24 protein-coding genes are annotated in these 23,255 nt (G+C 71.1%); 13 read left to right on the forward strand and 11 right to left on the reverse strand.

The genetic code is table 11. The annotated features are described in order from the left end of the window. Positions 1–92: 92 nt before the first annotated feature. Positions 93–1,103 (forward strand): LacI family DNA-binding transcriptional regulator, encoded by a 1,011-nt coding sequence (locus ABEA43_RS48320; RefSeq protein ID WP_345572849.1) that lies wholly within the window; start codon positions 93–95, stop codon positions 1,101–1,103. A gap of 20 nt (positions 1,104–1,123) precedes the next feature. On the opposite strand, the gene ABEA43_RS48325 is transcribed toward ABEA43_RS48320, so the two are convergent. Together ABEA43_RS48325 and ABEA43_RS48330 are read right to left on the reverse strand one after the other, a co-directional pair. Then, entirely contained in the window at positions 1,124–1,903 is a 780-nt protein-coding gene (locus tag ABEA43_RS48325) for an NAD(P)-binding domain-containing protein (RefSeq protein WP_345572850.1), read from the reverse strand. 128 nt (positions 1,904–2,031) lie between these two features. Beyond that, a complete protein-coding gene (locus ABEA43_RS48330) occupies positions 2,032–2,970 on the reverse strand; it encodes an alpha/beta hydrolase (protein ID WP_345572851.1) in 939 nt (312 codons plus the stop codon). A gap of 74 nt (positions 2,971–3,044) precedes the next feature. Here ABEA43_RS48330 and ABEA43_RS48335 point away from each other — a divergent pair, with 74 nt between their 5' ends. Then, positions 3,045–3,620 carry a TetR/AcrR family transcriptional regulator gene (locus ABEA43_RS48335; protein ID WP_345572852.1) on the forward strand — a complete coding sequence of 192 codons (576 nt, stop codon included), beginning with the start codon at positions 3,045–3,047 and terminating at the stop codon, positions 3,618–3,620. Here the strand turns inward: ABEA43_RS48335 and ABEA43_RS48340 are convergent. Beyond that, positions 3,617–4,498: a LysR family transcriptional regulator gene (locus tag ABEA43_RS48340; RefSeq protein WP_345572853.1), complete on the reverse strand. Its 882-nt coding sequence runs from the start codon at positions 4,496–4,498 to the stop codon at positions 3,617–3,619. The genes ABEA43_RS48335 and ABEA43_RS48340 overlap by 4 nt on opposite strands. A gap of 102 nt (positions 4,499–4,600) precedes the next feature. On the opposite strand from ABEA43_RS48340, the gene ABEA43_RS48345 reads away from it, so the two are divergent. Together ABEA43_RS48345 and ABEA43_RS48350 are read left to right on the forward strand one after the other, a co-directional pair. After that, complete coding sequence (locus ABEA43_RS48345) at positions 4,601–5,008, forward strand: hypothetical protein (RefSeq protein WP_345572854.1); 408 nt, start codon at positions 4,601–4,603, stop codon at positions 5,006–5,008. Beyond that, positions 5,001–6,584 carry a multicopper oxidase family protein gene (locus tag ABEA43_RS48350; RefSeq protein ID WP_345572855.1) on the forward strand — a complete coding sequence of 528 codons (1,584 nt, stop codon included), beginning with the start codon at positions 5,001–5,003 and terminating at the stop codon, positions 6,582–6,584. The genes ABEA43_RS48345 and ABEA43_RS48350 overlap by 8 nt, the downstream gene beginning before the upstream one ends. Here ABEA43_RS48350 and ABEA43_RS48355 read toward each other — a convergent pair. Next, complete coding sequence (locus tag ABEA43_RS48355) at positions 6,581–7,423, reverse strand: NmrA family NAD(P)-binding protein (RefSeq protein ID WP_345572856.1); 843 nt, start codon at positions 7,421–7,423, stop codon at positions 6,581–6,583. The two genes, ABEA43_RS48350 and ABEA43_RS48355, sit on opposite strands and share 4 nt — an antisense overlap. A 12-nt stretch (positions 7,424–7,435) precedes the next feature. Then, complete coding sequence (locus ABEA43_RS48360) at positions 7,436–8,389, reverse strand: RNA polymerase sigma-70 factor (protein ID WP_345572857.1); 954 nt, start codon at positions 8,387–8,389, stop codon at positions 7,436–7,438. A 184-nt stretch (positions 8,390–8,573) separates the two neighbouring features. On the opposite strand from ABEA43_RS48360, the gene ABEA43_RS48365 reads away from it, so the two are divergent. Further along, entirely contained in the window at positions 8,574–9,269 is a 696-nt protein-coding gene (locus ABEA43_RS48365; RefSeq protein ID WP_345572858.1) for an NAD(P)-dependent oxidoreductase, read from the forward strand. 10 nt (positions 9,270–9,279) lie between these two features. Here the strand turns inward: ABEA43_RS48365 and ABEA43_RS48370 are convergent, their stop codons facing one another. Beyond that, positions 9,280–9,660: a dihydroxy-acid dehydratase domain-containing protein gene (locus ABEA43_RS48370; protein WP_425570538.1), complete on the reverse strand. Its 381-nt coding sequence runs from the start codon at positions 9,658–9,660 to the stop codon at positions 9,280–9,282. On the opposite strand from ABEA43_RS48370, the gene ABEA43_RS48375 reads away from it, so the two are divergent. The 3 genes from ABEA43_RS48375 (at position 9,661) to ABEA43_RS48385 (ending at position 12,168) form a co-directional block, all read left to right on the forward strand. Next, on the forward strand, positions 9,661–10,131 hold the full coding sequence (locus tag ABEA43_RS48375; RefSeq protein WP_345572859.1) for an MmyB family transcriptional regulator: 471 nt from the start codon (positions 9,661–9,663) through the stop codon (positions 10,129–10,131). 99 nt (positions 10,132–10,230) lie between these two features. Further along, positions 10,231–11,625 (forward strand): APC family permease, encoded by a 1,395-nt coding sequence (locus tag ABEA43_RS48380; RefSeq protein WP_345572860.1) that lies wholly within the window; start codon positions 10,231–10,233, stop codon positions 11,623–11,625. A 135-nt stretch (positions 11,626–11,760) separates the two neighbouring features. Continuing rightward, complete coding sequence (locus ABEA43_RS48385) at positions 11,761–12,168, forward strand: YybH family protein (RefSeq protein ID WP_345572861.1); 408 nt, start codon at positions 11,761–11,763, stop codon at positions 12,166–12,168. On the opposite strand, the gene ABEA43_RS48390 is transcribed toward ABEA43_RS48385, so the two are convergent. After that, on the reverse strand, positions 12,141–12,617 hold the full coding sequence (locus ABEA43_RS48390) for a winged helix-turn-helix transcriptional regulator (protein ID WP_345572862.1): 477 nt from the start codon (positions 12,615–12,617) through the stop codon (positions 12,141–12,143). The two genes, ABEA43_RS48385 and ABEA43_RS48390, sit on opposite strands and share 28 nt — an antisense overlap. 81 nt (positions 12,618–12,698) lie before the next feature. On the opposite strand from ABEA43_RS48390, the gene ABEA43_RS48395 reads away from it, so the two are divergent. Then, on the forward strand, positions 12,699–13,910 hold the full coding sequence (locus ABEA43_RS48395; RefSeq protein WP_345572863.1) for an MFS transporter: 1,212 nt from the start codon (positions 12,699–12,701) through the stop codon (positions 13,908–13,910). 13 nt (positions 13,911–13,923) lie between these two features. On the opposite strand, the gene ABEA43_RS48400 is transcribed toward ABEA43_RS48395, so the two are convergent. Beyond that, on the reverse strand, positions 13,924–14,541 hold the full coding sequence (locus tag ABEA43_RS48400) for a TetR/AcrR family transcriptional regulator (RefSeq protein ID WP_345572864.1): 618 nt from the start codon (positions 14,539–14,541) through the stop codon (positions 13,924–13,926). Positions 14,542–14,665: 124 nt separating this feature from the next. On the opposite strand from ABEA43_RS48400, the gene ABEA43_RS48405 reads away from it, so the two are divergent. Then, positions 14,666–15,301, forward strand: a complete 636-nt coding sequence (locus ABEA43_RS48405) for an FMN-dependent NADH-azoreductase (protein WP_345572865.1) — start codon at positions 14,666–14,668, stop codon at positions 15,299–15,301. Positions 15,302–15,347: 46 nt separating this feature from the next. On the opposite strand, the gene ABEA43_RS48410 is transcribed toward ABEA43_RS48405, so the two are convergent. Beyond that, the gene (locus tag ABEA43_RS48410) at positions 15,348–16,304 is read right to left on the reverse strand and encodes a DUF8094 domain-containing protein (protein WP_345572866.1); all 957 of its coding nucleotides are present in this window, start codon (positions 16,302–16,304) and stop codon (positions 15,348–15,350) included. 108 nt (positions 16,305–16,412) lie between these two features. Between ABEA43_RS48410 and ABEA43_RS48415 the strand changes: the two genes are divergently transcribed. Then, entirely contained in the window at positions 16,413–17,375 is a 963-nt protein-coding gene (locus ABEA43_RS48415; RefSeq protein ID WP_345572867.1) for a threonine ammonia-lyase, read from the forward strand. Positions 17,376–17,427: 52 nt separating this feature from the next. Further along, on the forward strand, positions 17,428–18,603 hold the full coding sequence (locus ABEA43_RS48420) for an epoxide hydrolase family protein (RefSeq protein WP_345572868.1): 1,176 nt from the start codon (positions 17,428–17,430) through the stop codon (positions 18,601–18,603). Between the two features lie 12 nt (positions 18,604–18,615). Here the strand turns inward: ABEA43_RS48420 and ABEA43_RS48425 are convergent, their stop codons facing one another. Together ABEA43_RS48425 and ABEA43_RS48430 are read right to left on the reverse strand one after the other, a co-directional pair. Next, the gene (locus ABEA43_RS48425) at positions 18,616–21,432 is read right to left on the reverse strand and encodes a beta-L-arabinofuranosidase domain-containing protein (RefSeq protein ID WP_345572869.1); all 2,817 of its coding nucleotides are present in this window, start codon (positions 21,430–21,432) and stop codon (positions 18,616–18,618) included. Between the two features lie 115 nt (positions 21,433–21,547). Continuing rightward, on the reverse strand, positions 21,548–22,339 hold the full coding sequence (locus ABEA43_RS48430) for an arginase family protein (RefSeq protein WP_345572870.1): 792 nt from the start codon (positions 22,337–22,339) through the stop codon (positions 21,548–21,550). Between the two features lie 419 nt (positions 22,340–22,758). Here ABEA43_RS48430 and ABEA43_RS48435 point away from each other — a divergent pair, with 419 nt between their 5' ends. Beyond that, positions 22,759–23,253 (forward strand): (2Fe-2S)-binding protein, encoded by a 495-nt coding sequence (locus tag ABEA43_RS48435; RefSeq protein WP_345572871.1) that lies wholly within the window; start codon positions 22,759–22,761, stop codon positions 23,251–23,253. Positions 23,254–23,255 lie beyond the last annotated feature (2 nt).

Raw genomic sequence — 23,255 nt, forward strand, 5'->3', positions numbered from 1 at the left:
GCTGTTTTCCCTCTGGTAACGTGGCGGAAGCGCGCTGTATGGTAGTGAAGCGTCGCCGCCCATGCGAACGTTCGCCCTCCGGAGGTAACACCGTGGCCAGTGTCTCGCTCAGGGACGTCGCCGCGCGCGCCAATGTGAGCTTCCAGACGGTGAGCAAAGTGCTCAACGGCAAGGGCGCCGTCACCCCGGCCACCCGCCAGCGCATCATCGAGGCGGCGGAAGAGATCGGCTACATCCCCAACGCGCTGGCCCGCAGCCTGCAGTCACGCAGCTCCCTGACCCTTGGCGTGATCACCGTCGACTTCAGCAACTCGACGCCGGCGCTGACCCTCGTCGGCATCGAGCGCGAAGCGCGGCAGCACGGCCTCAGCGTGATCCTCAGCAGCCTTGAGCCGGACGGCTCGGACTGCGCGCGCTATCTGCGCGTGCTGATGGAGCGCCGGGTCGACGGGATCATCATGAACGCCCCGGTGGCCGAGGAGGACGAGGAGGTCGGGCGGTTGCTGCGGGCCGGGCCGCCCTCCGTCAGCCTGCACGACATCGCCGGCGGCGGCGTCCCGGCCGTCACCACCGAGTCCGAGGGCACCGCGGCGCTCCCGATCCGCCACCTGCTCGCGCTCGGCCATCGCCGGATCGCCATGGTGACCGGCCTGCAGCAGCGTCACAGCGCGCAGCAGCGCACCGCCGCCTACCGCGAGGTGCTGGCCGAACACGGCCTGCCCTACGACCCCCTCCTCGTCGAGGACGGCGCATGGGAGGTCGAGGGCGGGTACGCCGCCGCCCACCGCCTGCTCGACCGGGCCCCCGGCATCACCGCGATCTACGTGCAGAACGACCTCATGGCGGTCGGCGTGCTCAACGCGCTGCACGAGCGGGGCCGCCGGGTCCCCGATGACTGCTCGGTCGTCGGCTGCGACGACCACCCGGTCGTCGCCAGGACCATCCCGCCGCTGACGACCGTCCGCATCCCGTTCTTCGACGCGGGAGCGGCCGCCGTCCGGCTCCTCCTCGATCGCATCGCGTCCAGGAGCACGTCGCCGGAGGGCGTCCTTCTCCCCGTGACCATGGTCTACCGCGCCTCCACCGCCGCCGCCCCGATCTGAGGCGGATGACGCTCCCGCGGCTACTTCAGGTCGGCGAGCAGGTCGTCGAGCGCCTTGCCGAGCGCCGCGGAGTTGGCCGGGCCGAACCAGGTGGTGCGGATGCGTTCGTTGCTTCCGTTCGGGGTCTCGTGGTCGGCGGCGAGCTGGTGCAGGGAGCGGGTCCCGTCACTCAGGGAGCGGCCGATGCCCTGGAAGAGCCCGCGGACGTAGCGGTCGGCGACGGCGGAGTCGATGCCCTGGCCGGCGGCCCACGACGCGAGCGTGGCGAGATACCAGTATTGGGTGGTCAGCGTCCCCGTCAGCGCGGAGAAGACGTTGAAGGCCGCCTCGTCCGCGACCGGCTGCGTCCCGCCCAGCCGCTCGAACAGCGCGTCCGCCACCGGGTGGGACGGAAACGTCACGGTGATGCAGGAGCGTTCGCGTACGGAGGGCAGGGGGATCGCCCGCACCACGGCGGCGTCGGTGGCGAGCATCCGGCGCAGCTCGTCGTTGCCGACGCCGGCCATCAGGCTGATCACCGTCTTGCCGCCGTCCACCCGCAGGCCGGCCAGCGCCTCGTGCCGGTCGGGCACGCGGACGGCGATGATCACCACGTCGGAGCGGTCCACCACCTCCTGGTTGCCGGCGCAGACCTGGACGCCCTCGTAGCGCGCGGACAGCTCGGCGGCCGCCCGGGCCCCGCGAGGGGAGAGGAACACCTCCGGCGACTCGCCGCCCCCGTCGCACAGGCCCGCCACGATGGCCCGGCCGATCTCGCCCACTCCGATGATGCCGATGCGCTGCACTATGTCGTCCTCCATGTCGCGTGGTGGTCGTGACCTATGCTGGCTCAGATCGTCGCCGCCACAGCAGTGTGACCGCCAGAAGGGCCATCAGGCACGGCCCAGCCCAGCATCGGCGGCAGGCCGGTGTCGCCGGAGGTGTCGTCTCACGCGGTGAGCGAGGCTCGGAGGAACGCGAGGATCTCCGCCCGCGCGGCCCCGGCCTGCGGCGCCACACCCGGCATGCTGAGGAACGCGTGCCCCGCCCCGTGGTATTCGGTGAGCCGCGCGGGCGTCCCGGCCGCGCGCAGGCGTTCGGCGTAGCGGCGGCCGTGATCGGCCACCGGGTCGTGGGTCGGCACCACGACGAGCGCGGGGGCCAGCCCGTTCAGGTTCCCGGCATGCAGCGGCGAGAGCGGGCGGGGGTCGGTCCCCGGCGGAAGGGCGAGCCGCCGGAACAGCTGCAGCTGCGGTACGGCGAGGGTCGGGGTGCGGGCGTGCTCGGTGACCGAGGCGTGTTCGAGCATCGTCTCGGTCATGTCGACGGCGGGGTTGACCAGCACCTGCGCCTGAAGGTGCAGGCCGGCGTCCCTGGCCCGGATCGCCGCCAGGGCGCTGATCAGCCCGCCGCAGCTCTCGCCGAAGACGGCGGCCCGCGCCGGGTCGACGCCCCACTGCGCGGCATGCCGCACCACGTGCCGGAGCGTGTCCCAGCCGTCGGCGACGGCGGCCGGCAGCGGATTGTCCTGGTCGAGCAGGCGGTGCTCGACCGAGACGACGAGCGCGGGCAGCTGGGCGGCCAGGTGACTGTTGACCCAGTCGCTCTGCACCGCCGTGCCCACGAACGCTCCGCCATGCACATGAACCACGAGGGGCAGTGCGGTCCCGCTCGACGGCCGGTACACCCGGACCGGGAGCTCGCGGCCGGGCAGCGCCACCGTCTCCCAGTGAATGGCGGCGCCCGGATCCGGCTCCCCGGTGATCGCCCGCGCCGCGGCGGACGCCCGGAGGCGGTTCTCCGCGTCGCGGTAGGCGACCAGCTCCGCGGCCGTCATCGCCAGCCAGTCCGGCTCCGGCGGCCGCTCCATCGCGGTGGTCTCGCTCATGTCTTCTCCTTGCGCAGAGTTTCGCGACCTGAGGTATCGATACCCAAGGTAGCGGAAACCGGTATCGTGTGGATATGACATCGACCACACCCGCCAGATCGCCCGGTCGTCCGCGCGCCGGCGTCAACGCCGTGGTCTTCGCCGCCACGCTGAGCACGGTCCACGAGCTCGGCTACGCGCGCGCCACCGTCGAGCGCATCGCCGCCGCCGCCGGCGTCGCGAAGTCGACGGTCTATCGGCGCTGGCCGTCGAAGGGCGAGCTGATCGTGGACTGCCTCCTGGACGCGTTCGGCCCGGCGCCGCTGGAAGGCTCCGGGCGGGCCGAGCTCATGTCCGCGGCCATCCGCTGGATCGCGGCGAAGATCGGCGAGCGCGGGGTGGGCGACGCGTTCGCCGGCGTGTTCAGCGACGCCGTCAGCGACCCGGCGCTGCGAAAGATCCTGTCCACGCGGTTGCAGGACCCGTACCGGCTCGCGCTCCAGGACGCGTTCGGCGAGCCGGAGCACCGGGTGCTGTTCTTCATCGACGTCGTCGTCGGAGTCCTGCTCCACCGGATGGGCATGACCGGCGAGCCGATGGCCGACGCCGACGTGGACGCCCTGGTCGAGATGGTCCTGCGGCACTTCGCCGACGGCTCCCGCCCGGCTTAGCCGACGCCCCAGTCCCAGCTGGTGATCGTGGTGCGCATCAGGCGGGCGGCGGGCGACAGGTGGCTGCCGGCGCCCCAGTGCAGGGTGACCTCGCGACGGCAGTCGGGGTTGTCGACGGCGACCCAGGTGATCGGGGTACGCGTGGCGCTGCGGCGGGCGAAGCCGGGGACCAGACCGATGCCGAGCCCCGCGTGGATCAGCTCCGGGATGGCGGCCTGCTCGTCGCTCTCGCAGACGATCTTCGGTGCGCGGCCCTGCGCGGCGAAGAGCCGGTCGAGCAGCCGGCGCAGCCAGTGTCCCCTGCGAGCGGTGATGAAGGCCTGCTCGGCGAGGTCGTCCATGCTCACGGACGCGCGGCCCGCGAGCGGATGATCGAGAGGCATGCCCACCCCCACCACATCGCCGAACAGCCGCGCCGACTCCAGGCCCTCGGCGTGGATCGGCTGCGAGGCGACACACAGATCGATGTCCTGAGCCCGCAAACGGCGGGCCATGTCCTCGGCCAGCGACCAGTGGAGCTCGATCTCGATGGCGGGATGGGCCTGCTTGAAGGCCGCCAGCGGCCCGGTGAGGGTGAGGAAGGTCTCCGACGCCAGTCGCACGGTGCCCAGGCCCGCGCTGGTGGCCTCGGCGACGGCGCGTTGTCCGGCGTCGAGCTCGCCGAGGGCGCGTTCGACGTGATCGCGGAAGAGCCTGCCCGTGTCGTTCAGGCGGAGCCGGCCGCTCCGGTCGAACAGCGGCGTGCCCAGCTCACTCTCCAGCCGGGCGATGGAACGGCTCAGCGACGGCTGGGCGACGCGCAGCTCTTCCGCCGCCCGGCTGAGGTGCTCCAGCCGGGCCACCACCAGGAACTGCTTGAGCGTGTTCAGATCCATCATGACGTCCAATGCATAACAGCATAGCAATATTGATCTTAGACAAGATAACTCAACAGCCATAGTGTCTGGGTCGTTCTTCGAATTCAGGAAGGAGCGATCCCTATGGTCACCGTGGCCGCGTCCCGGACGACACCCATGGGATGGACGCTGCGGGCCGTCGTCAGCGCGCACGCGGTGGCGATCGCCGGGCAGCCGGTGTTCGCCGGGGTGTATCTGACCGGCGACTACGACGGCCTGAGCCTGCACACGGCCGGCGCGAACGTCGTCACCTCCATCGGATACCTGCAGCTGATCGTCGCGATCGCGGTCTGGGTCCGGCTGCGTCAGGTCTGGCCCTTCGCCGCCACGGCGGCGGTGGTGGCGGCCGAGACGGTGCAGTATTTCGCCGGGCTGGACGGGGCGCTGTGGCTGCACCTCCCGCTGGGGGTGATGACCGTCGTCGCCGTCGTGCTGCAGTTCATCGACGTATGGCGGCGGCCTCTCGTACGCAAGGGGGCCGAGCATGCCTAGCAGCCGGGGCGTGACCAGGCGGCGGGCGCTGGGCATCGGCGGGTCGCTCGGGCTGATGGCCGTCACCGGGCTGACGAGCGCGGCCGCGCTGGCCCGCCGCCCGGCGGCCACCGGCGCCGAGTTGCGCAGCGCCGTGCCGTTGCCGCCGCCGTTCCAGGTGCCGCTGCCGATCCCCGCCGTGCTGAAGCCGGCCGGGACCTCCGGCGGCGCCGACCGTTACGCGATCACCCAGCGCGAAGCGAGCGCGGAGATCCTGCCCGGTGTCACGACGCCGCTGTGGACGTACGACGGGACCTTCCCCGGGCCGACGATCGAGTCGCGCCGCGGCCGGCCGGTCATCGTGTCGCACCGCAACGAGCTGCCCGTCCCGACGGTCGTGCACCTGCACGGCGGCCGGACCCCGGCGGCCTCCGACGGCTACCCGACCGACCTGGTCCTGCCTCCGGGCTGGCAGGACCACTCCATGCACACGGGGCACGGCATGCACGACCCGAGGGCCGTGGTGACCGAGCTGACGCGGGACTACACCTTCCCGCTGGACCAGCGGCCGGCGCTGCTGTGGTACCACGACCACCGGATGGACTTCACCGCCCCCGCGATCTGGCGCGGCCTGGCCGGGCTGCACCTCGTGCGCGACGACGCCGAGGAGGCTCTCGGCCTGCCCGCCGGGCCGCGCGAGCTGCCTCTCATGATCGCCGACCGGGCGTTCGCCGCCGACGGCGGTTTCGCCTACCCCGCCCTCGACCCCACCCTGCGCGTACGCCCCGGCGTCCGCGAGCCGTACCTCGCCGGGGTCCTCGGCGACGTCATCCTGGTCAACGGCGCGCCGTGGCCGGTGCACGAGGCCGACGCGGCCCGCTACCGGCTGCGCATCCTCAACGCCTCCAACGCCCGCCACTACGAGCTCGAAGCGGTCACCGACGACGGGCGCCGCCTCGACCTCGTCCAGATCGGCGCCGACCAAGGACTACTCGCCGCCCCGGTCACGCACAAGCTGCTGCCGATCGCGCCCGCGGAGCGCTACGACGTGGTCGTCGACTTCTCCGGCGTCCCGATCGGCGGCCTCGTCAGGGTGGTCAACCGGGCCGGCTCCGGACGTACCCGCGACGTGCTGGCCTTCCGGGTCGTGCGCAAGGCCGCCGACGACAGCCGCGTCCCCGGCACCCTGTCTGCCGACCTGCCGGCCTGGCGGCGGTCCGAAGCCGTCAGGGTGCGTGACTTCTCCTTCCGCGCCGGGCGGATGCGCGGCGATCACGGCTGGGTGATCGGCGGATTGCCCTTCGACCCCGCCCGCGCCGACGTCACCACCCGGCTCGGCGACGTCGAGGTCTGGCGGCTCATCGCCGACGTCCACCATCCCGTTCACCTGCACCTGGCCGGATTCCGGGTGCTCTCGCGCCGCGGCGGGCCGCCGCTGGCCCACGACGCGGGGCTCAAGGACACCGTCTCGCTACGGCCCGGCGAGGCTGTGGAGATCATCACCCGGTTCGACGGCTATCGCGGCCGATACCTCTTCCACTGCCACAACGCCGAACACGAGGACATGGGGATGATGGCCAACCTTGAGATCATCTAGGGGTTCGAGACGCCCAGGCCGAAGTCCGCCGCACGATGGGCCACCCATTGGGCATAGGTGAAAGGCGCTCGCCCGGTCACTTCCTCGACCGCCGGCAGCACCGGGTCGGTCTTCCCCACCCTCGCCGCCAGCCCGTCCATGAGCTCGGCGATCACGGGCGCGGGCATTCCGTGGCCGAGCATCTGCTCCTGGAACAGCTCCCGGGGCACCTCCTCGAACCGCAGCGGCCGCCCGATCGTCTCCGCGATGATCCGTACGCGCTCGATCTGGGTCAGCGACTGCGGCCCGGTCAGGACGTACGACTCGCCGGCCCGCTCGTCGAGCAGGGCGCGGGCGGAGACCGCGGCGATGTCGCGCGGATCGACCGGAGCCAGCGCGGCGCCGCCGTACACCCCGCGCACGACCCCGCTCGCGATCTGCGGCGCCCAGGTCAGGTCGTTGGTCATGAACGCGCCGGGCCGCACGAAGGTCCACGGCAACCCGGACGATTCGACGGCCCGTTCCAGCCGCAGATGTTGTTCGCCGACCCACCCGGGCGTGTCGAACGTGACGGTCTGGGAGGACAGCAGCACGACATGCCGCAGCCCGGCTTCGCGGGCCGCGCCGAGGAAGTCGTCCACGCCGCTGAAGACCGGGAACAGGAACGCCCGCTCGACACCGGACAGCGCCTCCGGCAGGGTCTCCGCCCGTGTCAGGTCGCCGGGCACGACCTCGACGCCGCCGGGAAAGGAACGGCCGCCGGGGTCGCGGGTCAGGACGCGTACCTTCTCACCCGCGTCGAGCAGCCGGCGGACGACATGGGCGCCGACGTTACCGGTGCCGCCGGTTACCAGAATCACAGTGATGATCTCCTACTCTTGGTCGAAATCGGGCCTGCGAGCCTGGTTCGTCTCACGGACGACCTCGAAGGCGTCCGCCACCGGGCCCAGGTGCCGCAGCTTGTCGGGGTTGATCACGGCGCGGATGGTCTGGATCTGCCCGTCCAGGATGTCGAGCGTCAGCGTGTTGACGACCTTGCCGTCCCGGTCGCGGAAGATCGCGCCCGGCTGGCCGTTCACCTCGTGCGGCTCCACGACGCCACCGATCCGGATGAACGGCGCGAGGAACGCGGCCAGCATCCGGGCCGTGTTCTCCGCGCCGAAGACGCCCTTGCCCCACAGCGGAGCCTTGCCCCCGCTGTCGCCGACCATCTTCACGTCGGCGGCCAGCAGCGTGCGCAGCCCGGCGACGTCCCCTTCGCGGAAGGCGTCGAAGAAGCGCCCGGCGAGCTCCTCCCGCTCCCGGCGGTCGGCGTCGAACCGCGCACGTCCCGCGTCCATGTGGCGGCGGGCCCGCACCGCGAGCTGGCGGCAGGCCGCCTCCGACCGTCCCACCGCCGAGGCGACCTCGCCGAAGCCGAACCCGAACACCTCCCGCAGCACGAAGACCGCGCGTTCGAGCGGGCTGAGCCGCTCCAGCAGCAGCAGGGCCGCCATCAACACCGAGTCGGCCAGCTCCGCCGACCGCTCCGGGTCCTCATAGGGGTCGGTGAGCAGCGGCTCGGGGAACCACTGCCCGGCGTACTCCTCGCGCCGCACCCGCGCCGAGCGCAGCACGTCGATCGCGATGCGGGACACCATGGCCGACAGGAACGCCTTGGCCGAGGCGGGCCGGGTCGGGCAGGCCTCGTAGCGCAGCCAGGTCTCCTGGACCGCGTCCTCGGCCTCGCTCACACTGCCCAGGATCCGGTACGCGATGGAGAACAACAGTGGCCGCAGCTCTTCGAACTCCCCGGCCGGCCGCACATCGGCCACGAACTCCCGCATGCCCCCACCCTTCCGACGTCGATGTCTTTCGCTACGTGAGACGAGACAGCCCTGCCGATCTGTGACATCGCCGGCCAAGACGGCCGCGATGTCACAGAATCGCCGGGCTGTCTCGTCCCGGGGAGAGACAGGCTGCTCAGCCTTCTGACGAACGACTCGGACGAACCAAGGAAGGACAGCGGTCATGCGTATCGCAGTCTTCGGAGCCAACGGTCCCACCGGCCGTCTGCTCACCGGCCAGGCCCTCGCCGCCGGACACCAGGTCGCCGCGATCACCCGGCAGCCGGCCGCGTTCCCCCTGCGCCATGATCGGCTTGAGGTGGTCGGCGCCGATGTGCTCGATCCGGCGGCCGTGGACGCCGCCGTGGCGGAGCGGGACGCGGTGCTGTCGACGCTCGGGGTGCCCGCCGGGAAGGAACCGATCACCACCTATTCGCAGGGCGTGGCCAACATCGTCGCCGCGATGACACGGCATCGGGTGCGCCGGCTCGCCGTGGTGAGCTCGAGCGGGGTCGATCCGCACCCGTACTCCGACGGCGGGTTCCTGTTCAACCGGGTCGTGCTGCCCTACGTGACGCGGGTGCTGGGGAAGACGATGTACGACGACATGCGGCGGATGGAGGAGGTGGTCCGCGCCAGCGACCTCGACTGGACGATCCTGCGCCCGAGCGGGCTCTACCACCTGCCGTCGGTCACCGACTACACCGTCGTCGAGGGCCACGCCGACGGCAGGTTCACCTCACGTAACGACCTGGCCGCGAGCATGCTGGCACTCCTGGACGACGACCGTTACGTCCGCACCGCCGTCGGCGTCATCACCACCGCCGGCAACCCCACCCTGCTCCAATGGATCCGCCGCGAAGCACTCGCCAAGAGCTGAGCCGGCGGGCTCAGTAGTCCGCGACCTCGCGTACGGCGCCCTTGTCGGCGGACTGGGCCGAGGCGGCGTAGGCGCGCAGCGCCGTGGAAAGGGGCCGGACGCGGTCACGGGGCCGGTAGCCGCCGCCCTGCTCCGGCCCGGCGCGCCGGGCCGCGAGCTCCGCCTCGCCGACCTGGAGATGGAGCAGCCGGGCCGCGATGTCGACGGTGATGGTGTCGCCGTCCTCGACCAGGGCCAACGGGCCGCCGGCGGCCGCCTCGGGCGAGACGTGGCCGACTGACAGGCCGGAGCTGCCGCCGGAGAACCGGCCGTCGGTGACCACCGCACACGAGCCGGCTACACGCCGCTGCCCTCGGCCGCCGAACCGGTCGACCAGGTGGCGCCCGGTCACGTGCAGCGGCTGCTGGACGCGCTCGACGGCTTCCCGGCCTACGCCATCGCCCCCGACTGGACGATCACCGGCTGGAACACCGCCTACGCCGCTCTCTACCCGAACGTGGCCACCGTCGCCCCTTCCGAGCGCAACCTGCTGTGGCTGGTGTTCACCGACCCCTACGTCCGCGACCTGCTGCCCGACTGGGAGACCACCAGCCGCGGCTTCCTCGCCGAATTCCGCGCCGAGGCCGGGCCCCGGCTCGGCGACCTGGCCCGTTCCCCGATCATCCAGCGCCTCCTCCGGACGAGCGAGCCGTTCCGCACCGCCTGGCAGGACCACCACATCGAGGGCTTCGCCTCCCGGCTGCGCGTCTTCCACCACCCCGGCCAAGGCGTCCTGCGCTACGAACACCACCGCCTGGCCCCCGCCGACCACCCTGACCTGCATGTGGTGATCTACACCCCTGCCGGGCTCCCACCTGGGTGAAACACGCGTTGGGACGGACGGTTACACGGTCTTACGGATAGTGGTGCTGACACGTATGGTGTCAGGAACCGACCGAAACGATCGTCAAGGACCACTGCCATGGCCCAGACCAGTCCCCCCAGTCCTCCCGTAGCCGACGGCAACGACCCGCCCGCCCTGAAGCAGGTGATGGGCCCTGGTCTGCTGCTGCTGTTCATCATCGGTGACATCCTCGGAACCGGAATCTACGCGCTGACCGGCCAGGTCGCCGGTGAGGTGGGTGGCGCCGCGTGGCTGCCCTTCGCCGTCGCCTTCATCGTCGCGTTGATCACGGCGTGCTCCTACCTGGAGCTGGTCACCAAATATCCGCAGGCCGCGGGCGCCGCCCTCTACGTCCACAAGGCCTTCGGCAAACACATCCTGACCTTCCTGGTGTGCTTCGCCGTGATGTGCTCGGGCATCACGTCGGCCTCGGCGGCGTCGCGGGCGTTCGCCGCGAACCTCGCCACCGGGTTCGGCCTCGACGTCGGCAACGGCGTCATCCTGATGATCGCGCTCGGCTTCATGCTCCTCGTCCTGGCCGTCAACCTGCGCGGCGTGGGCGAGAGCGTCAAGATCAACGTCGTGCTCACGGCGGTCGAGCTCTCGGGCCTGCTGCTCGTCATCGTGATCAGCGCGTACTTCATCGCCGGCGGGAACGCGGACTTCTCCCGCGTCGTCGCGTTCGAGACCCCGTCCGACAAGAGCGTGTTCCTGGCGGTCAGCGCGGCGACGTCGCTGGCCTTCTTCGCCATGGTCGGGTTCGAGGACTCGGTCAACATGGCGGAAGAGACCAAGGATCCGGCGCGGATCTTCCCCCGCATGATGTTCACCGGGCTCGGGATCACGGGGGTGATCTACGTCCTCGTGTCCATCTGCGCCGTCGCCGTGGTCCCCGTCGGGGTGCTCGCCGCCAGCGAGACTCCGCTGTCCACGGTGGTGCAGACGGCGGCGCCCGGGTTCCCGATCGCGGACCTGCTGCCGTTCATCTCGATGTTCGCGGTCGCGAACTCCGCGCTGATCAACATGCTCATGGCCAGCCGGCTGCTCTACGGGATGGGCAAGCAGGGTGTGCTGCCGCCGTTCCTGTCGCGGGTGCACGCCACCCGGCGCACGCCGCACGCGGCGATCGTGTTCACCACCCTGCTCGCCGGCTGCCTCATCACCTACGTCTCACTCGACCCCGAGAGCCCGGTCGTGTCGCTGCTGGGCGGGACGACGTCGCTGCTCCTGCTCGCGGTCTTCGCCCTCGTCAACCTGTCGGTGCTCGTTCTGCGCAAGGACAAGACGGTGGTACGGCACTTCCACGCCGGCCGCGTCCTGCCCGTGCTGGGGACGATCACGTGCCTGTACCTGGTGCTGCCCTGGTCCTCGGGACGTCCGGCGGGCCAGTACGAGATCGCCGGGGTGCTGCTGGCGATCGGCCTGGTCCTGTGGGGGGTCACCTGGTTCACCCACCAGCGCGGCCGCTCCTGACCCCGCGGTCGAGGCGGCTCACACTTCAGCGCGCTGCGTCGTCGGACTACTGAAACGCCGGCAGCCGCGGCCAGATGAGCTGGTCGCGGGCCGAATTCAGTAGCGGAGGAAGCGATGACTTCGAACGATTCCGAGGTGCGGGCGCTCTTGGACGGCCGGGTCGATGCCTGCCAGACCAAGGACATCGATCGGCTCATGTCCCATTACTCGTCCGACATCGTCTACTACGACGTCGTTCCCCCTCTCCAGTTCACGGGAGCCGAAGAAGTCCGCCGCAATTTCGTGCGGTGGTTCGATGAGTACGACGGGCCCATCGGCCTGGAAACGCACGATCTGTCCCTGGCGGTCAGTGGAGACGTCGCGTTCGCGCACATGCTTCACCGGGACAGCGGAAGGCAGAAGAACGGGCTCCAGAGGACGATCTGGGTGCGATCGAGCGTTTGCTGCCGGCGGCTGAACGGCACGTGGTCGATCACGCACGAGCACATCTCGGTGCCGTTCAACCCGGAAAACCTTCAGGCCTGGTTCCCGCCGGAGAAGTGAGCCTTCCGCACGTGGGTGGTGTCGGCGCCGAGGAGGGAGCCGTCGGCGCCGGCCGGCGCGATCTCCGGCACGCGGGTGCCGTGCAGGTCGACCAGGGTGGAGTGGGCCTCGCCGGGGGCGAAGGCGTGGCGTTCGCCCCACTGCCGCAAGGTGAGGATGACGGCGAAGAGGTCGCGGCCGGCGTCGGTGAGGACGTATTCCTGACGGCGGCCCGATGACGCGGTGCGCTGGGCGAGGAGCCCGTGAGCGGTGAGCTTGCGGAGGCGGTCGGTGAGGATGTTGCGGGCGATGCCGGTGCGCCGCTGGAACTCGGTGAACGATCGCGCCCCGTCCATCGCGTCACGGACGACGAGCAGGCTCCACTTGTCGCCGACGAGGTCGAGCGTGCGGGCGACCGGGCACTCGGGGTCGGTCCAGGCGGGGTCCGGGGCGAGCACGATCGTGAACACCTCCCAATGAGTTGCAGATTGAAACCATTATGCCGTACGGTCAAATTGGTTGCAATCTGCTACTTATTGGGATGGAGTGCGATGGACGTGTGGCGCCGATTGCTGCTCGCGGTGGTGTGCGGTGTCGCTGTGGCGAGCATCTATGCCGCGCAGCCGGTTCTGGAGCCGATGGGACGCGATCTCGGCGTGCCGGCGGAGCTCACCGGGTGGATCGTCGCGATCGGCCAGTTCGGCTATCTGGCAGGGCTGGTGCTGCTGGTTCCGCTGGGCGACGTGGCCGACCGGCGCCGGCTCATCGCCGCGCACCTGGTGCTCACCGCGGCGGGCCTGATCCTGACGGCCTCGGCGCCGGCCGCATGGGTGGCGTTCGCGGGGCTCGCGGTGGCCGGGGTGTTCGCGGTCGTGGTGCAGACCACGGTCGCCTACGCCGCGTCGGTCTCGCCGCCTGCCGAACGCGGACGGAACATCGGGGTCGTGACCTCGGGCGTCGTGGCCGGCATCCTGGGCGCGCGGGTCGTCGCCGGCGCGCTCGCCGAGGTGTGGGGCTGGCGCGGCGTCTACGCCGTGCTCGCGGTGCTGTCGCTCGGGCTCGCGGCCCTCGTCCTCGTCGTGCTGCCGTCAGAGCAACGCCCTGACCGGCCCGCGGGGTACGGGCGGGCCGTCGTCTCACTCGCCGGACTGTTCAGGCAGCGTGCCTTCCTGACGCGCGGGCTCATCGCGTTCTTCTTGTTCGCCTCGTTCGGAAGCCTGTGGAGCGGGCTGTCCCTGCCGCTGGCGGGCATGCCGTGGCAGCTGAGCGAGAGCCAGATCGGGCTGTTCGGCATCGCCGGGCTCGCCGGCGCACTCGGCGCGGCCCGCGCGGGGCGGTGGGCGGACGCGGGACGGGCGATCCCGGTCACCGGTCTCGCGCTCGCCCTGCTCATCCTCTCGTGGGCGGCGATCGCGCAGCTGCCGTGGTCACTGTGGGTCCTCCTCGCCGGAATCGTGGTGCTCGACTTCGCCGTCCAGGCCGTACACGTGAGCAACCAGCACCTGCTCACCGCCGCGCATCCGGACCGCACCAGCGGCGTCATCGGCGGCTACATGGTCTTCTACTCGCTCGGCTCCGCCCTCGGCGCGGCCGCGACCACCGCCGTCTTCGCCGCCTGCGGCTGGGCGGGCTCCAGTCTCCTCGGGGCCGGATTCGCGGCCTGCGCGCTGGCCGTCTGGGCGACCGGCAGGCGGCTGCCCCATGGTGTGGCGGAGCGGCCGGCCGATCGGGAACGGTCGGCGGCGGGCGGCCGGGCCGGGTGAGGTCCGGCGCGGGTCAAGGCCGGCAGATGCGTCGGACGAGATCTTCCCAGCCGTCCTCGGTCCGTTCCTGGGCGTGGGGGTTGTTGCCGGCGAGGTCGGCCGATGACATGTAGAGCATGAGAGGGGCTTCCAGGGCCGCGGTGAGCTGGACGGCCAGGACGTCGAGGTCGGCGGCGCCGAGAGGGATCTGCCCGAGCAGCATGCGGATGTGCATCCGGGAGAGGTTTCCCTCCGTCCCCGCCGGCACGGGCTGGCGGCCGTCGATGGCGGCGCGGACGATCTCGCGGTGCTCGATCAGGAATCCGGCTCGGGCCCGCCCGTACGCGATCAGGCGCTCCAGCGGCGGGGCGCCCGGTCCCAGCGGTGGCGGCCCGGACAGCAGCTGCTCCTGAAAGGCGGAGTCGTCGTCCTCGATCAGCGCCTGGAAGATCCCCGCCCGGGTGCCGAACCGGCGGTAGACCGTCCCCTTGCCCAGGCCCGCGCGCTCGGCCAGCCCGTCCATGGTCAGTTTGTCGATGCCCTGCTCGGCGAGCAGCTCGCGAGCCGTGGTCAGCAGCTGCCGCCGGTTGCGCACGGCGTCGGCGCGCTCGGCGCGTGGCGCTCCCAGGAGGGGCAGGACGGGTCGATCCACAAGATTCACCCTACAGCCGGAAATACAAACGGGGTAGAGTCCGCTTATGCTTGCGTACGGCGACATCGCCGGCGCGCCCCCGGGACGGTCCCGAGGTGCCGTCTATTTGACCTGGAGAAACACTGTGAGCCTGTTCCGTCTGGACGCCAGCATCCTGCCCGCCGCCTCGGCCGGCGCCGAGCTTGCCGACCTCGTGGAAGCCGAATGGATCGCCGCTCACCCCGGCGAGCCGGTCGTCCGCCGCCACCTGGGCACCGACCATGTGCCCGCCGACGCGTGGACGCTCGCCACCCTCGCCGGTTTCACCCCCGACAACCAGCGCACCCCGGCCCAGCGTGAGGCCATGGCCCTGGCCGCGAGCCTGAGGGCGGAGCTGACCGACGCCGACGCCGTCCTGCTGGCCGTCCCGCTCTACAACTACGGCGTCTCCCAGCACTTCAAGGCCTGGGTGGACCTCGTCATCTCCGCCGCCGCCGACCCCGCCCAGGCCCTGCTGAAGGACAAGCCCACCGTGCTGGTCACCGTCCGCGGCGGCGGCTACGGGCCCGGCACGCCCCGCGAGGGCTGGGACCACTCGACCCCCTACCTGCGGCGCATCATCGCCGACCTGTGGGGGGCCGACCTCACGGTCGTGGAGCGCGAGCTCACCCTCGTCGGCGTCAACCCCGCCCTGGACCACCTCAAGGACGTCGCCGCCCAGCACCACGCCAAGGCCCGCGACGCCGCCCACCACACCGGCCGCGCCCTGGCCGGTAGCTAACCCCCACCCGCCCTCGGGGGACGGCCCCCCGAGGGCGACTCGCCGGCTAGGAGAACCAGTTGGCGCCGAGCTCCTGGATGGTCTTGCTGCCCTTGGGCACCAGCAGTGCCTCGCTCAGCACCTGGTTGACGCTCTTGGGGTCGTTGATCATGGCGAACAGGAAGAACGAGCCGCCGTCCGCCGTACGGAAGCCGAAGATCGAACCGTGGCCGGCGAACGTGACGTACATCCCCTTGTTCACCGCGGGGAACGCCTTGCGGCTGTAGCTGTCCTTGGCCAGGCGGTAGCCGGAGGCGCCCTCCTTCTTCTCGTTGTTCCAGAAGTTCTGGTACTCCTCGGCCACGGGGCGCGCCATGGCGTTGTCCATGTCGGTGATGTAGCCGCCGGCGTCGAGTCGCGGCTCGGGCAGCTGCCGGCCCCAGTGGATCGGGGTCGCGACGGCCAGCTTGAAGGTCTGCCCGGGGGAGCGGAAGAACGCCAGCACATGCGGGCGGGCGTACCCCTTGGTGTCCTTGTAGGTCGCCTTCGCGATGAACCAGTCGCCGATCGACGGCTGCCGCTCCGGCCTGGGCAGGTAGACCGCCGGGGTACCCGTCGGGTTGATCGGCTTGTGCCCCGGCTTCCAGCCGAAGGTCTCGTGGTTGCCTTCGAGCACGCCCTCGTGCAGCGCCCCCTCGATGAACAGCGCGTCGAGCCGGGCGTCCTGCGTCCACCACTTGCGCTTCTTGAGCGTCGCGTTGTACGTGACCAGCCATTCCCGCATGGCCTGCCTGGCCAGGGGGATGGTGAGCGCCGCCCTGGTCGCGGAGGGGGTGGGGGAGGCGCTCGTGGAAGGGGCCGGTGTGGTGGCCGGCGGCGGCGTGACCGGGGCCGGCGCAGGCGCGGCGGCGGGCCAGGCGGGCAGCCCGGGGACCATGCCGCAGCCGGACAGGCTCACGATCAGAGCCGCGATCAGCAGCACTCCCCGCACTCGCGCCGACCCCCTGATACCGAGCATGGACATGACCGAAAGAGAACATATCGGACGTCCGAGTGGGGCTCTGCGGCCGGCCGCGTCCACGTCGCGGACAGGTTGCCGAGGCCGCGCTTTCGTGGGGTAGATTCTCTCGTCGTGCTCAAGACGCGCCTCGACCTTGACCGGATCCGTGCGGCTCGCCGCGCGATCGACCCGGTGTTTCTGGACACTCCGCTGTTCCGGAGCGACGCCTTGGGAAGCGCGCTCGGCTGCACGATGAGCATCAAGCTGGAGACGGCGAACCCGGTCCGCAGCTTCAAGGCGCGGGGCACCGAGCTCGTCGCGGGCGGGCTGAGTGACCAGGGCCGGACGGCCGTGGTGTGCGCCAGCGCCGGCAACCTCGGCTGGGCGCTCGGCTGGTCGGGCCGTCGCCGTGGCCTCGACGTGACGGTCGTGGCCTCGCACCGGGCGCCCGCCGCCAAGCTCGATCGGATTCGCGCCCTGGGCGTGGCGCTGGAGCTGGTCGACGGCGACTTCGACCTGGCCAGGGAGGTGGCGGCCGGGATCGCGCAGCGGCGCGGCATCCGCCTGGTCGAGGACAGCCTGGACATCGAAACCTGCGAGGGCGCGGCGACCATCGGGCTCGAACTGGCGCCGCCGGCGGCCTCCTTCGACGCCGTCCTGATCGCCCTGGGCGGTGGCGCCATGGCCACCGGCGTGGGCTACGTCATGAAGGAGCTGGCGCCCGGAGTCGAGGTGATCTGCGTGCAGCCGCATGGCGCACCCGCGATGACCCGCTCCTGGCGCGAGCGCCGGGTGATCACCACCGACTCCACCGACACCATCGCCGACGGCGTCGCCGGCCGGCGCCCCATCCCCGCCGTCCTGGACGATCTCCTCCAGGTGGCCGACGACGCCGTCCTGGTCCAGGAGGCGTCCATCGTCGCGGCCATGCGGATGCTCCTGGAGCACGCGGGCCTGGTCGTCGAGCCCTCGGCGGCCCTCGGTATCGCCGCCGTGCTGGAAGACCCCGACCGCTTCGCCGGCCGTCACCTGGTCACCGTCATCTGCGGCAGCAACGTCGATCTGGACGCCTATCACCGCTGGATCCGTCCCTGACGGCCGCGGATCGCGGAAGCAACCTTTCCGCGATTCCGCCTAACGTGCTCGTATGACTCACATCCACCCCTTCCGCATCGACATCCCGCAGGCCGACTTAGCGGATCTGCGGTCACGGCTCGCCGCCACCCGCTGGCCGGGCGCGTACACGGCCGATGACTGGAGCCGCGGCGTCCCCCTCGGCTACCTCAAGCGGCTCGCCGCGTACTGGGCCGGCGAGTTCGACTGGCGGGCGCAGGAGGCGGCGCTCAACGAGCTCCCGCAGTTCACCACCGACATCGACGGCCAGCGCATCCACTTCTTCCACGTACGCTCGCCCGAGCCCGGCGCCCTGCCGCTGATCCTCACGCACGGCTGGCCCAGCTCGCCCGTCGAGTTCACCAAGGTGATCGGCCCGCTGACCGATCCCCGGGCCCACGGCGGCGACCCGGCCGACGCCTTCCACGTCGTCGTGCCGTCGCTGCCCGGCTACGGCTTCTCGACCCCGATCAGCGAGGCGGGCTTCAACCTGTTCGGCGTCGCGCGCTACTGGGCCGAGCTGATGAGCAGGCTCGGGTACGACAGGTTCGCGGCCCAGGGCACCGACGTGGGCTCCGGAGTGGCGGGGATGTTGCCGTTCACCGCTCCGGGGCGCGTGGTCGGCGTGCACCTCAGCGGCACCGGCGCCGCGCCGCCGTTCGCCCCGGCGCTGGAGCTCGACGGGCTGTCACCGGCCGACCGGGCGCGGGCCGAGCGGTTCAACAGGTTCCGCGAGGACGGGACCGGCTACCTGGCGATTCAGTCGACCCGCCCCCAGACCCTGGCATATTCGCTCAACGACTCCCCGGCCGGGCAGCTCGCCTGGATCACGGAGAAGTTCCGCGAAGGCACGGACCCGGCCGCCGAGCTGCCCGAGGACGCCGTGGACAAGGACCAGATGCTCACGAACATCAGCCTGTACTGGTTCACCGGCTCGGGCGCCTCCACCGCCCACGCGGTCTACGAGGGCATGCGGGCCTGGAAGGAGCTGGTCGCGCAGCAGCCGGGCGGGACCGAGAGCTGGGCGGGCCAGGGGCCGCCGACCGGCGTCGCCGTCTTCGCCGCCGACACGACGATCCGCGGCCTCATGGATCCGCAGGGGGCCATCAAGCACTGGTCCGAGTACGACCGAGGCGGGCACTTCGCCGCCATGGAGGCCCCGGACCTGCTCAGCCAGGACATCAGGACCTTCTTCCGTACGCTCCGCTGAGCTGGGCGATCGCTAGCGGGGGAGTCTGGCCTTGACGGCGGCGGACACCACCGCGGTCCGCTCGGCGGGGGTCAGCTGCCAGCCGGCCGCGGTACGGGCCACCGCGGACACGAAGCGGCCCTGGCCGGCGAAGGGCGCGTGGGCCCAGACCGCGTCCAGGAACGTCACCGAGTCGGCCCGCGCGGAGTTCGGCACGCCGGAGTCCACCTTCCCGAAGACGACCGTCGGCTCGACGCGGTGGAAGTAGGCGTGATAGCGCTCGGTGTCGCCGACGTAGAACGGCACGAGCGGCAGGCCATGCGTGGTGAAGGTCATCGCCGCGGTGGAGGTCATGGCCCGCGCGAGATCACCGGACAGGGTGAGGTCCTTGTAGAAGGAGAACTCGCGGAAGGTGGTCTCGGCGCTCTTGGCGACCATCGGCACGGGGCCGTACGCGATGCTCTGGGTGGTGGGGATGTCCAGCGCCTTCTCCACCCGCAGCGAGAACGGCATCGAGATCCGGATCGTGTCGCCGCGCCGCCACGTCCGGTCGAGCGTGACGTACTCGCCGGGTTCGGCGTCGACTCGCCGGCCGGTCCCGTTGATCCTGACCGTGAAGCCCTTCTCCACCCAGTAGGGCACGCGCAGCTTCACGGTCAGGCGGCCCGTCCCCTCCACGGTGAGCGTGGTCACCCCGGCGGGGTCGGCCGGATAGTTCGTGACCTGCTTGATCGTGAAGCCCTTCGCCGGCCAGCGCAGCTCCGAGGCCAGGTAGAGGTTCACGTAGAGCGTCGAGTCGTCGGCCGAGCGGAAGTAGATCGAGTCCTGGAACTTGGTGTGACTCTCCAGCCCGGTGCCGCCGCAGCAGGTGCCGAGGTTGCCGTAACTCCGGGAGGCGCCCGGCCGCATGGGGATGAAGTAGGTCAGCAGCGGATCCGTGGTGCTGTCGACGTTCCGGCGCGAGGCGAGGATCTGGCCGTAGAGGGCCCGCTCGTAGTACTGCATGTACTTCGGGTCCGCGGTGTGGAAGAACAGGGCCCTGCTCAGCTTGAGCAGGTTGTAGACGGGACAGGTTTCGGCGTTGTTGACGCCCAGGGTGCCGGCGATGACGTCGCGGGCGCCGAACAGCTCGCCGTTGTCGGCCGGCCCTGCCGTGCCGCCGTCGGTGAAGGTGCGATGGGGTACGACCATGTCCCAGAAGTTCACGGCGGCGTCGAAGTAGCGGCGTTCCTGGTTGCGCTCGAAAACGGACAGGTAGCCGATGAACTGCGGGATGTGCTGGTTGGCGTGCTTCCTGTTCAGCGTGTCCTCGTTGCCGGCGGTGGCCGTGAGGAGCGCGGTGTTGTCGAAGCACGTGGCCGTGGCCAGGTATTCGTCCTTGCCGCTGAGGGCGTGGAGGTCGGCCAGCACGGCGTTCATGCCGTTGTACTCGCCCGCGATGTAGATGGCCCACATGCGGTCGAGCTGTTCCCGGGGGAGGTGGCCCAGCCTGCTGTGCACCCAGTCGCCCATCTTCAGCGCGATGGCGAGGGCTTGATCGTTGCCCGCGTACTGGTACGCGTCGAGCAGCCCTCGCATGATCATGTGGCAGGTGTAGTACGGCGCCCAGATCGTGGGATAGGTGGCGAACTGCTCCAGCAGGATGAACTGCGTCTCGGGATAGGCGGCCAGGAAGCCGGGATGGCTCGGGCCGGGATGCCCGGTGGGTTCGGCGACCAGCCGGGCGTCCTTCCCGTTGCCGGAGGAGTCGCCCGCGCTCTCGCCGCCCTCCTCGTCGAAGCGGTACCACGCGACGTCGCCGCCGCCGAGCCCGCCGTCCGCGCTGGTCGTCAGGGCGGCGATCTCCGCCTGGGCCAGCGCGCGGCCGTAGATCTGGAACTCGTCCACGGAGGCCTTCAGGTACGCGTCGCCGTACTGCGACCTGCCGATCCAGTTGTTGCCGGTGGGGCCGAGGCTGGACGGCTTGAGGGTCATGGCGGTGTTCGTGCCGGCAGGGGTGCCGTTGACGTACAGGGTCCCGGTTCCTCCCGACAGGGTGACCGCCACGTGCGTCCACTGGCCGGCGGGTAACGGGCCGTCGCCGTCGATGCGCTGCTCGCCGCCGCCACCGCTGGTGGTGATGGCGAACCTCGGCGTGGAGCCGGCGCTCACCGCCAGGAACATCGTGCGGCTCGTACCGGTGCCGAAATCGAAGATCCGGGACCAGGTGGTGATCGCGGCCGGGTTCAGCCACAGGGCGATGGTGAAGTCGTCGAGGCCGCTGACGAGGCCGGCGGGCATGGACACGTACTGGGGACCGTCGAGTTTCGCCGCCTTCCCGAACCTGCCCGCCACCCTGGCGACCGGGACCGGGGGAGGCGCGGGCTGCCCCACCGTGGCGGCCAGCGCGTCCTGGCACTCGCCGAGCGCCTTGACCATGTAGTCGGTCTTGTCCTTGTAGAACGTGTCGCCGGAGCCCGCGTAGGCCAGGGCGAGCGCGCTGAGGAAGTGCCCGCTGTAGTGGCCGCGCAGATTGCCGGTGGCGTCGTCCCAGCTGCCCGGCGGCTGGGCGCCCAGCGTGTCGAGCCCGGCGTTGGCGCGGAAGTTGGCCAGCATCCGGTCGGCGGGATAGGCCCTCAGGAAGGTCAGAATCCGATCGCGGTTGACGCTGAACAGGCTCTCGCCCAAGGTGACCTGGCTGTTGGCGAACGGCTGCACGATCCAGGCGCCGGGCACCGGCGGGTCCTGCTGCGGCGGCGGCGCGTGTGTCGCCCGGGCGGTGCCGGGCGGGATCAGGGCGAGCGCGGAGGGGGTGGCGGCCGCGAGCACTGCCAGCCGTAACGCCTCGCGCCTGGGCATCATGTTCGACATCTCACTGTCCTGTCGTGCTCGGGAGGCGCCGGATGGTAGCGCTAACATTTCGCCGCGGAGCACTCCGGCGAAGCCAATTCCGGAGTGTCGACGATCTGGATGCACCCGTCAAGGCTCAGCGCGTCAGAGAGGCCCCCAGCCGGCGGATGATCTCAGCCTCGCCGGGGTCGGGCTCGTCGCCGGCCGGCGCGTGTTCGGTGATGGCCGCTCCGACGATGCCGTCGATCCGGGCGACGAGGTCGATCAGCCGCTGCGGCTGCACGCCGTCCGGCTCCGGGTAGCAGGTCGAGCCGAACGCGGCCGGCTCCAGAACGTCGAGGTCGATGTGCACGTACACGGGGCCGCGCAGCCCGTCGAGCACCCGCTCCACGTCGTCCACGCCGTACCTGCGCAGGCCGGTCTTCGCGAGGTATTCGTGCTCGGACGCGTCGCCCGCCCGCTCGCCGGCGATGATCACCTGTCGTGGCGCCAGCGGCCGCTCCAGCGCGAGGCCGGCCGGCCCGTCCCCGAGCAGCGCGCGCACCACCATCCCGTGGAAGGCGCCCGACGGCAGGGTCTGCGGGCTGTAGACGTCCGGGTGCGCATCGATCCACAGCACCGTCAAAGCGTCCCCGAAACGGGCGTGAGCGGCGCCGATGGGCGCGATGTCGACCGCGCAGTCGCCGCCCACGGTGATCACCCGGTCGTCGATGCCGGCCAGCGCCTCCCGCGTCAGCCGCTGGTTCTCCACGAGCGCGTCGAACGCGCGGATCCCGGCCACCTTCTCCCCACCGGTCTCCAGCACCGGCACGGTCACCACCGCGTCGGCGGGAACGAGCTCGGCGGCACGGCGGGCACCGGCCGTCAGCCGCGGTGCCTGGCCCGAGGCCGAGCCTTGCCATTGTGGTACGGACAGCACAGTCGTCATGCGGCGACCATACGAGGCGACCGGCCCAAAGATCCACATCATTTCGACCTGGCGGTCATGGCCCCGCGTGACCGGCCTCCCCTGGCTCACCGCCGCGGCGGCGCGTGCGGCCATCGGCGCCGGCCGGCCCCGCGGGTGCGATCGCCGCAGGTCATAGGGGGTGCGAGCCGTCGGCCCGGCCCTGCCGATGGTAGGATGGCGGTGCGTTAGCCAATCGAAAAGCTGGATAAAACGTCGCACGACCGGAGCCTGGCTCCCCGGAGAAACCGCCCGGGGCCATCCGGCCGGGGAGCGACGTTTCATGACGCCCGTTGCCGCTCACACCGCACCCGCGGTCAAGGCCCCCCGGAGCGCACCACCAGCGAGCGCGCCCGAGATCACCAGGCCCGCCCTCGGCGGGACCTACGGAGGGTTGCGACATGTCCATAGATGACGTGACAGTGGAGTTCGGCTGCACGGTCAACGGCGAGGAGATCCGGCTGGCGCTGGATCCGCGAGAGTCGCTGCTCGACGTGTTGCGTGAGCGGCTCACCCTGCTCGGCTCGAAAAAGGGCTGTGACCAGGGCCATTGCGGCGCATGCACCGTGCACGTGGACGGCCGGCGCGTGCTGTCCTGCCTGACGCCCGCGGTGCAGGTCGCCGGGCAGGCCGTCACCACCATCGAGGGCGTCGCGGGTGCGGGCGGCGACCTGCATCCGTTGCAGCAGGCGTTCATCGATCATGACGCCTTGCAGTGCGGCTACTGCACGCCCGGCCAGATCATGTCCGGCATCGCCTGCATCGCCGAGGGCCACACGGGAACCGACGACGAGATCCGCGAATACCTCAGCGGCAACATCTGCCGCTGCGGCGCGTACGCCGGCATCGTCGCGGCGGTGCGGCAGACCGCGGACGCGACGCGGAACGGGGCGTGAGG

This window comes from Nonomuraea rosea (assembly GCF_039539705.1).
In the GTDB taxonomy this organism is placed as follows: domain Bacteria; phylum Actinomycetota; class Actinomycetes; order Streptosporangiales; family Streptosporangiaceae; genus Nonomuraea; species Nonomuraea rosea.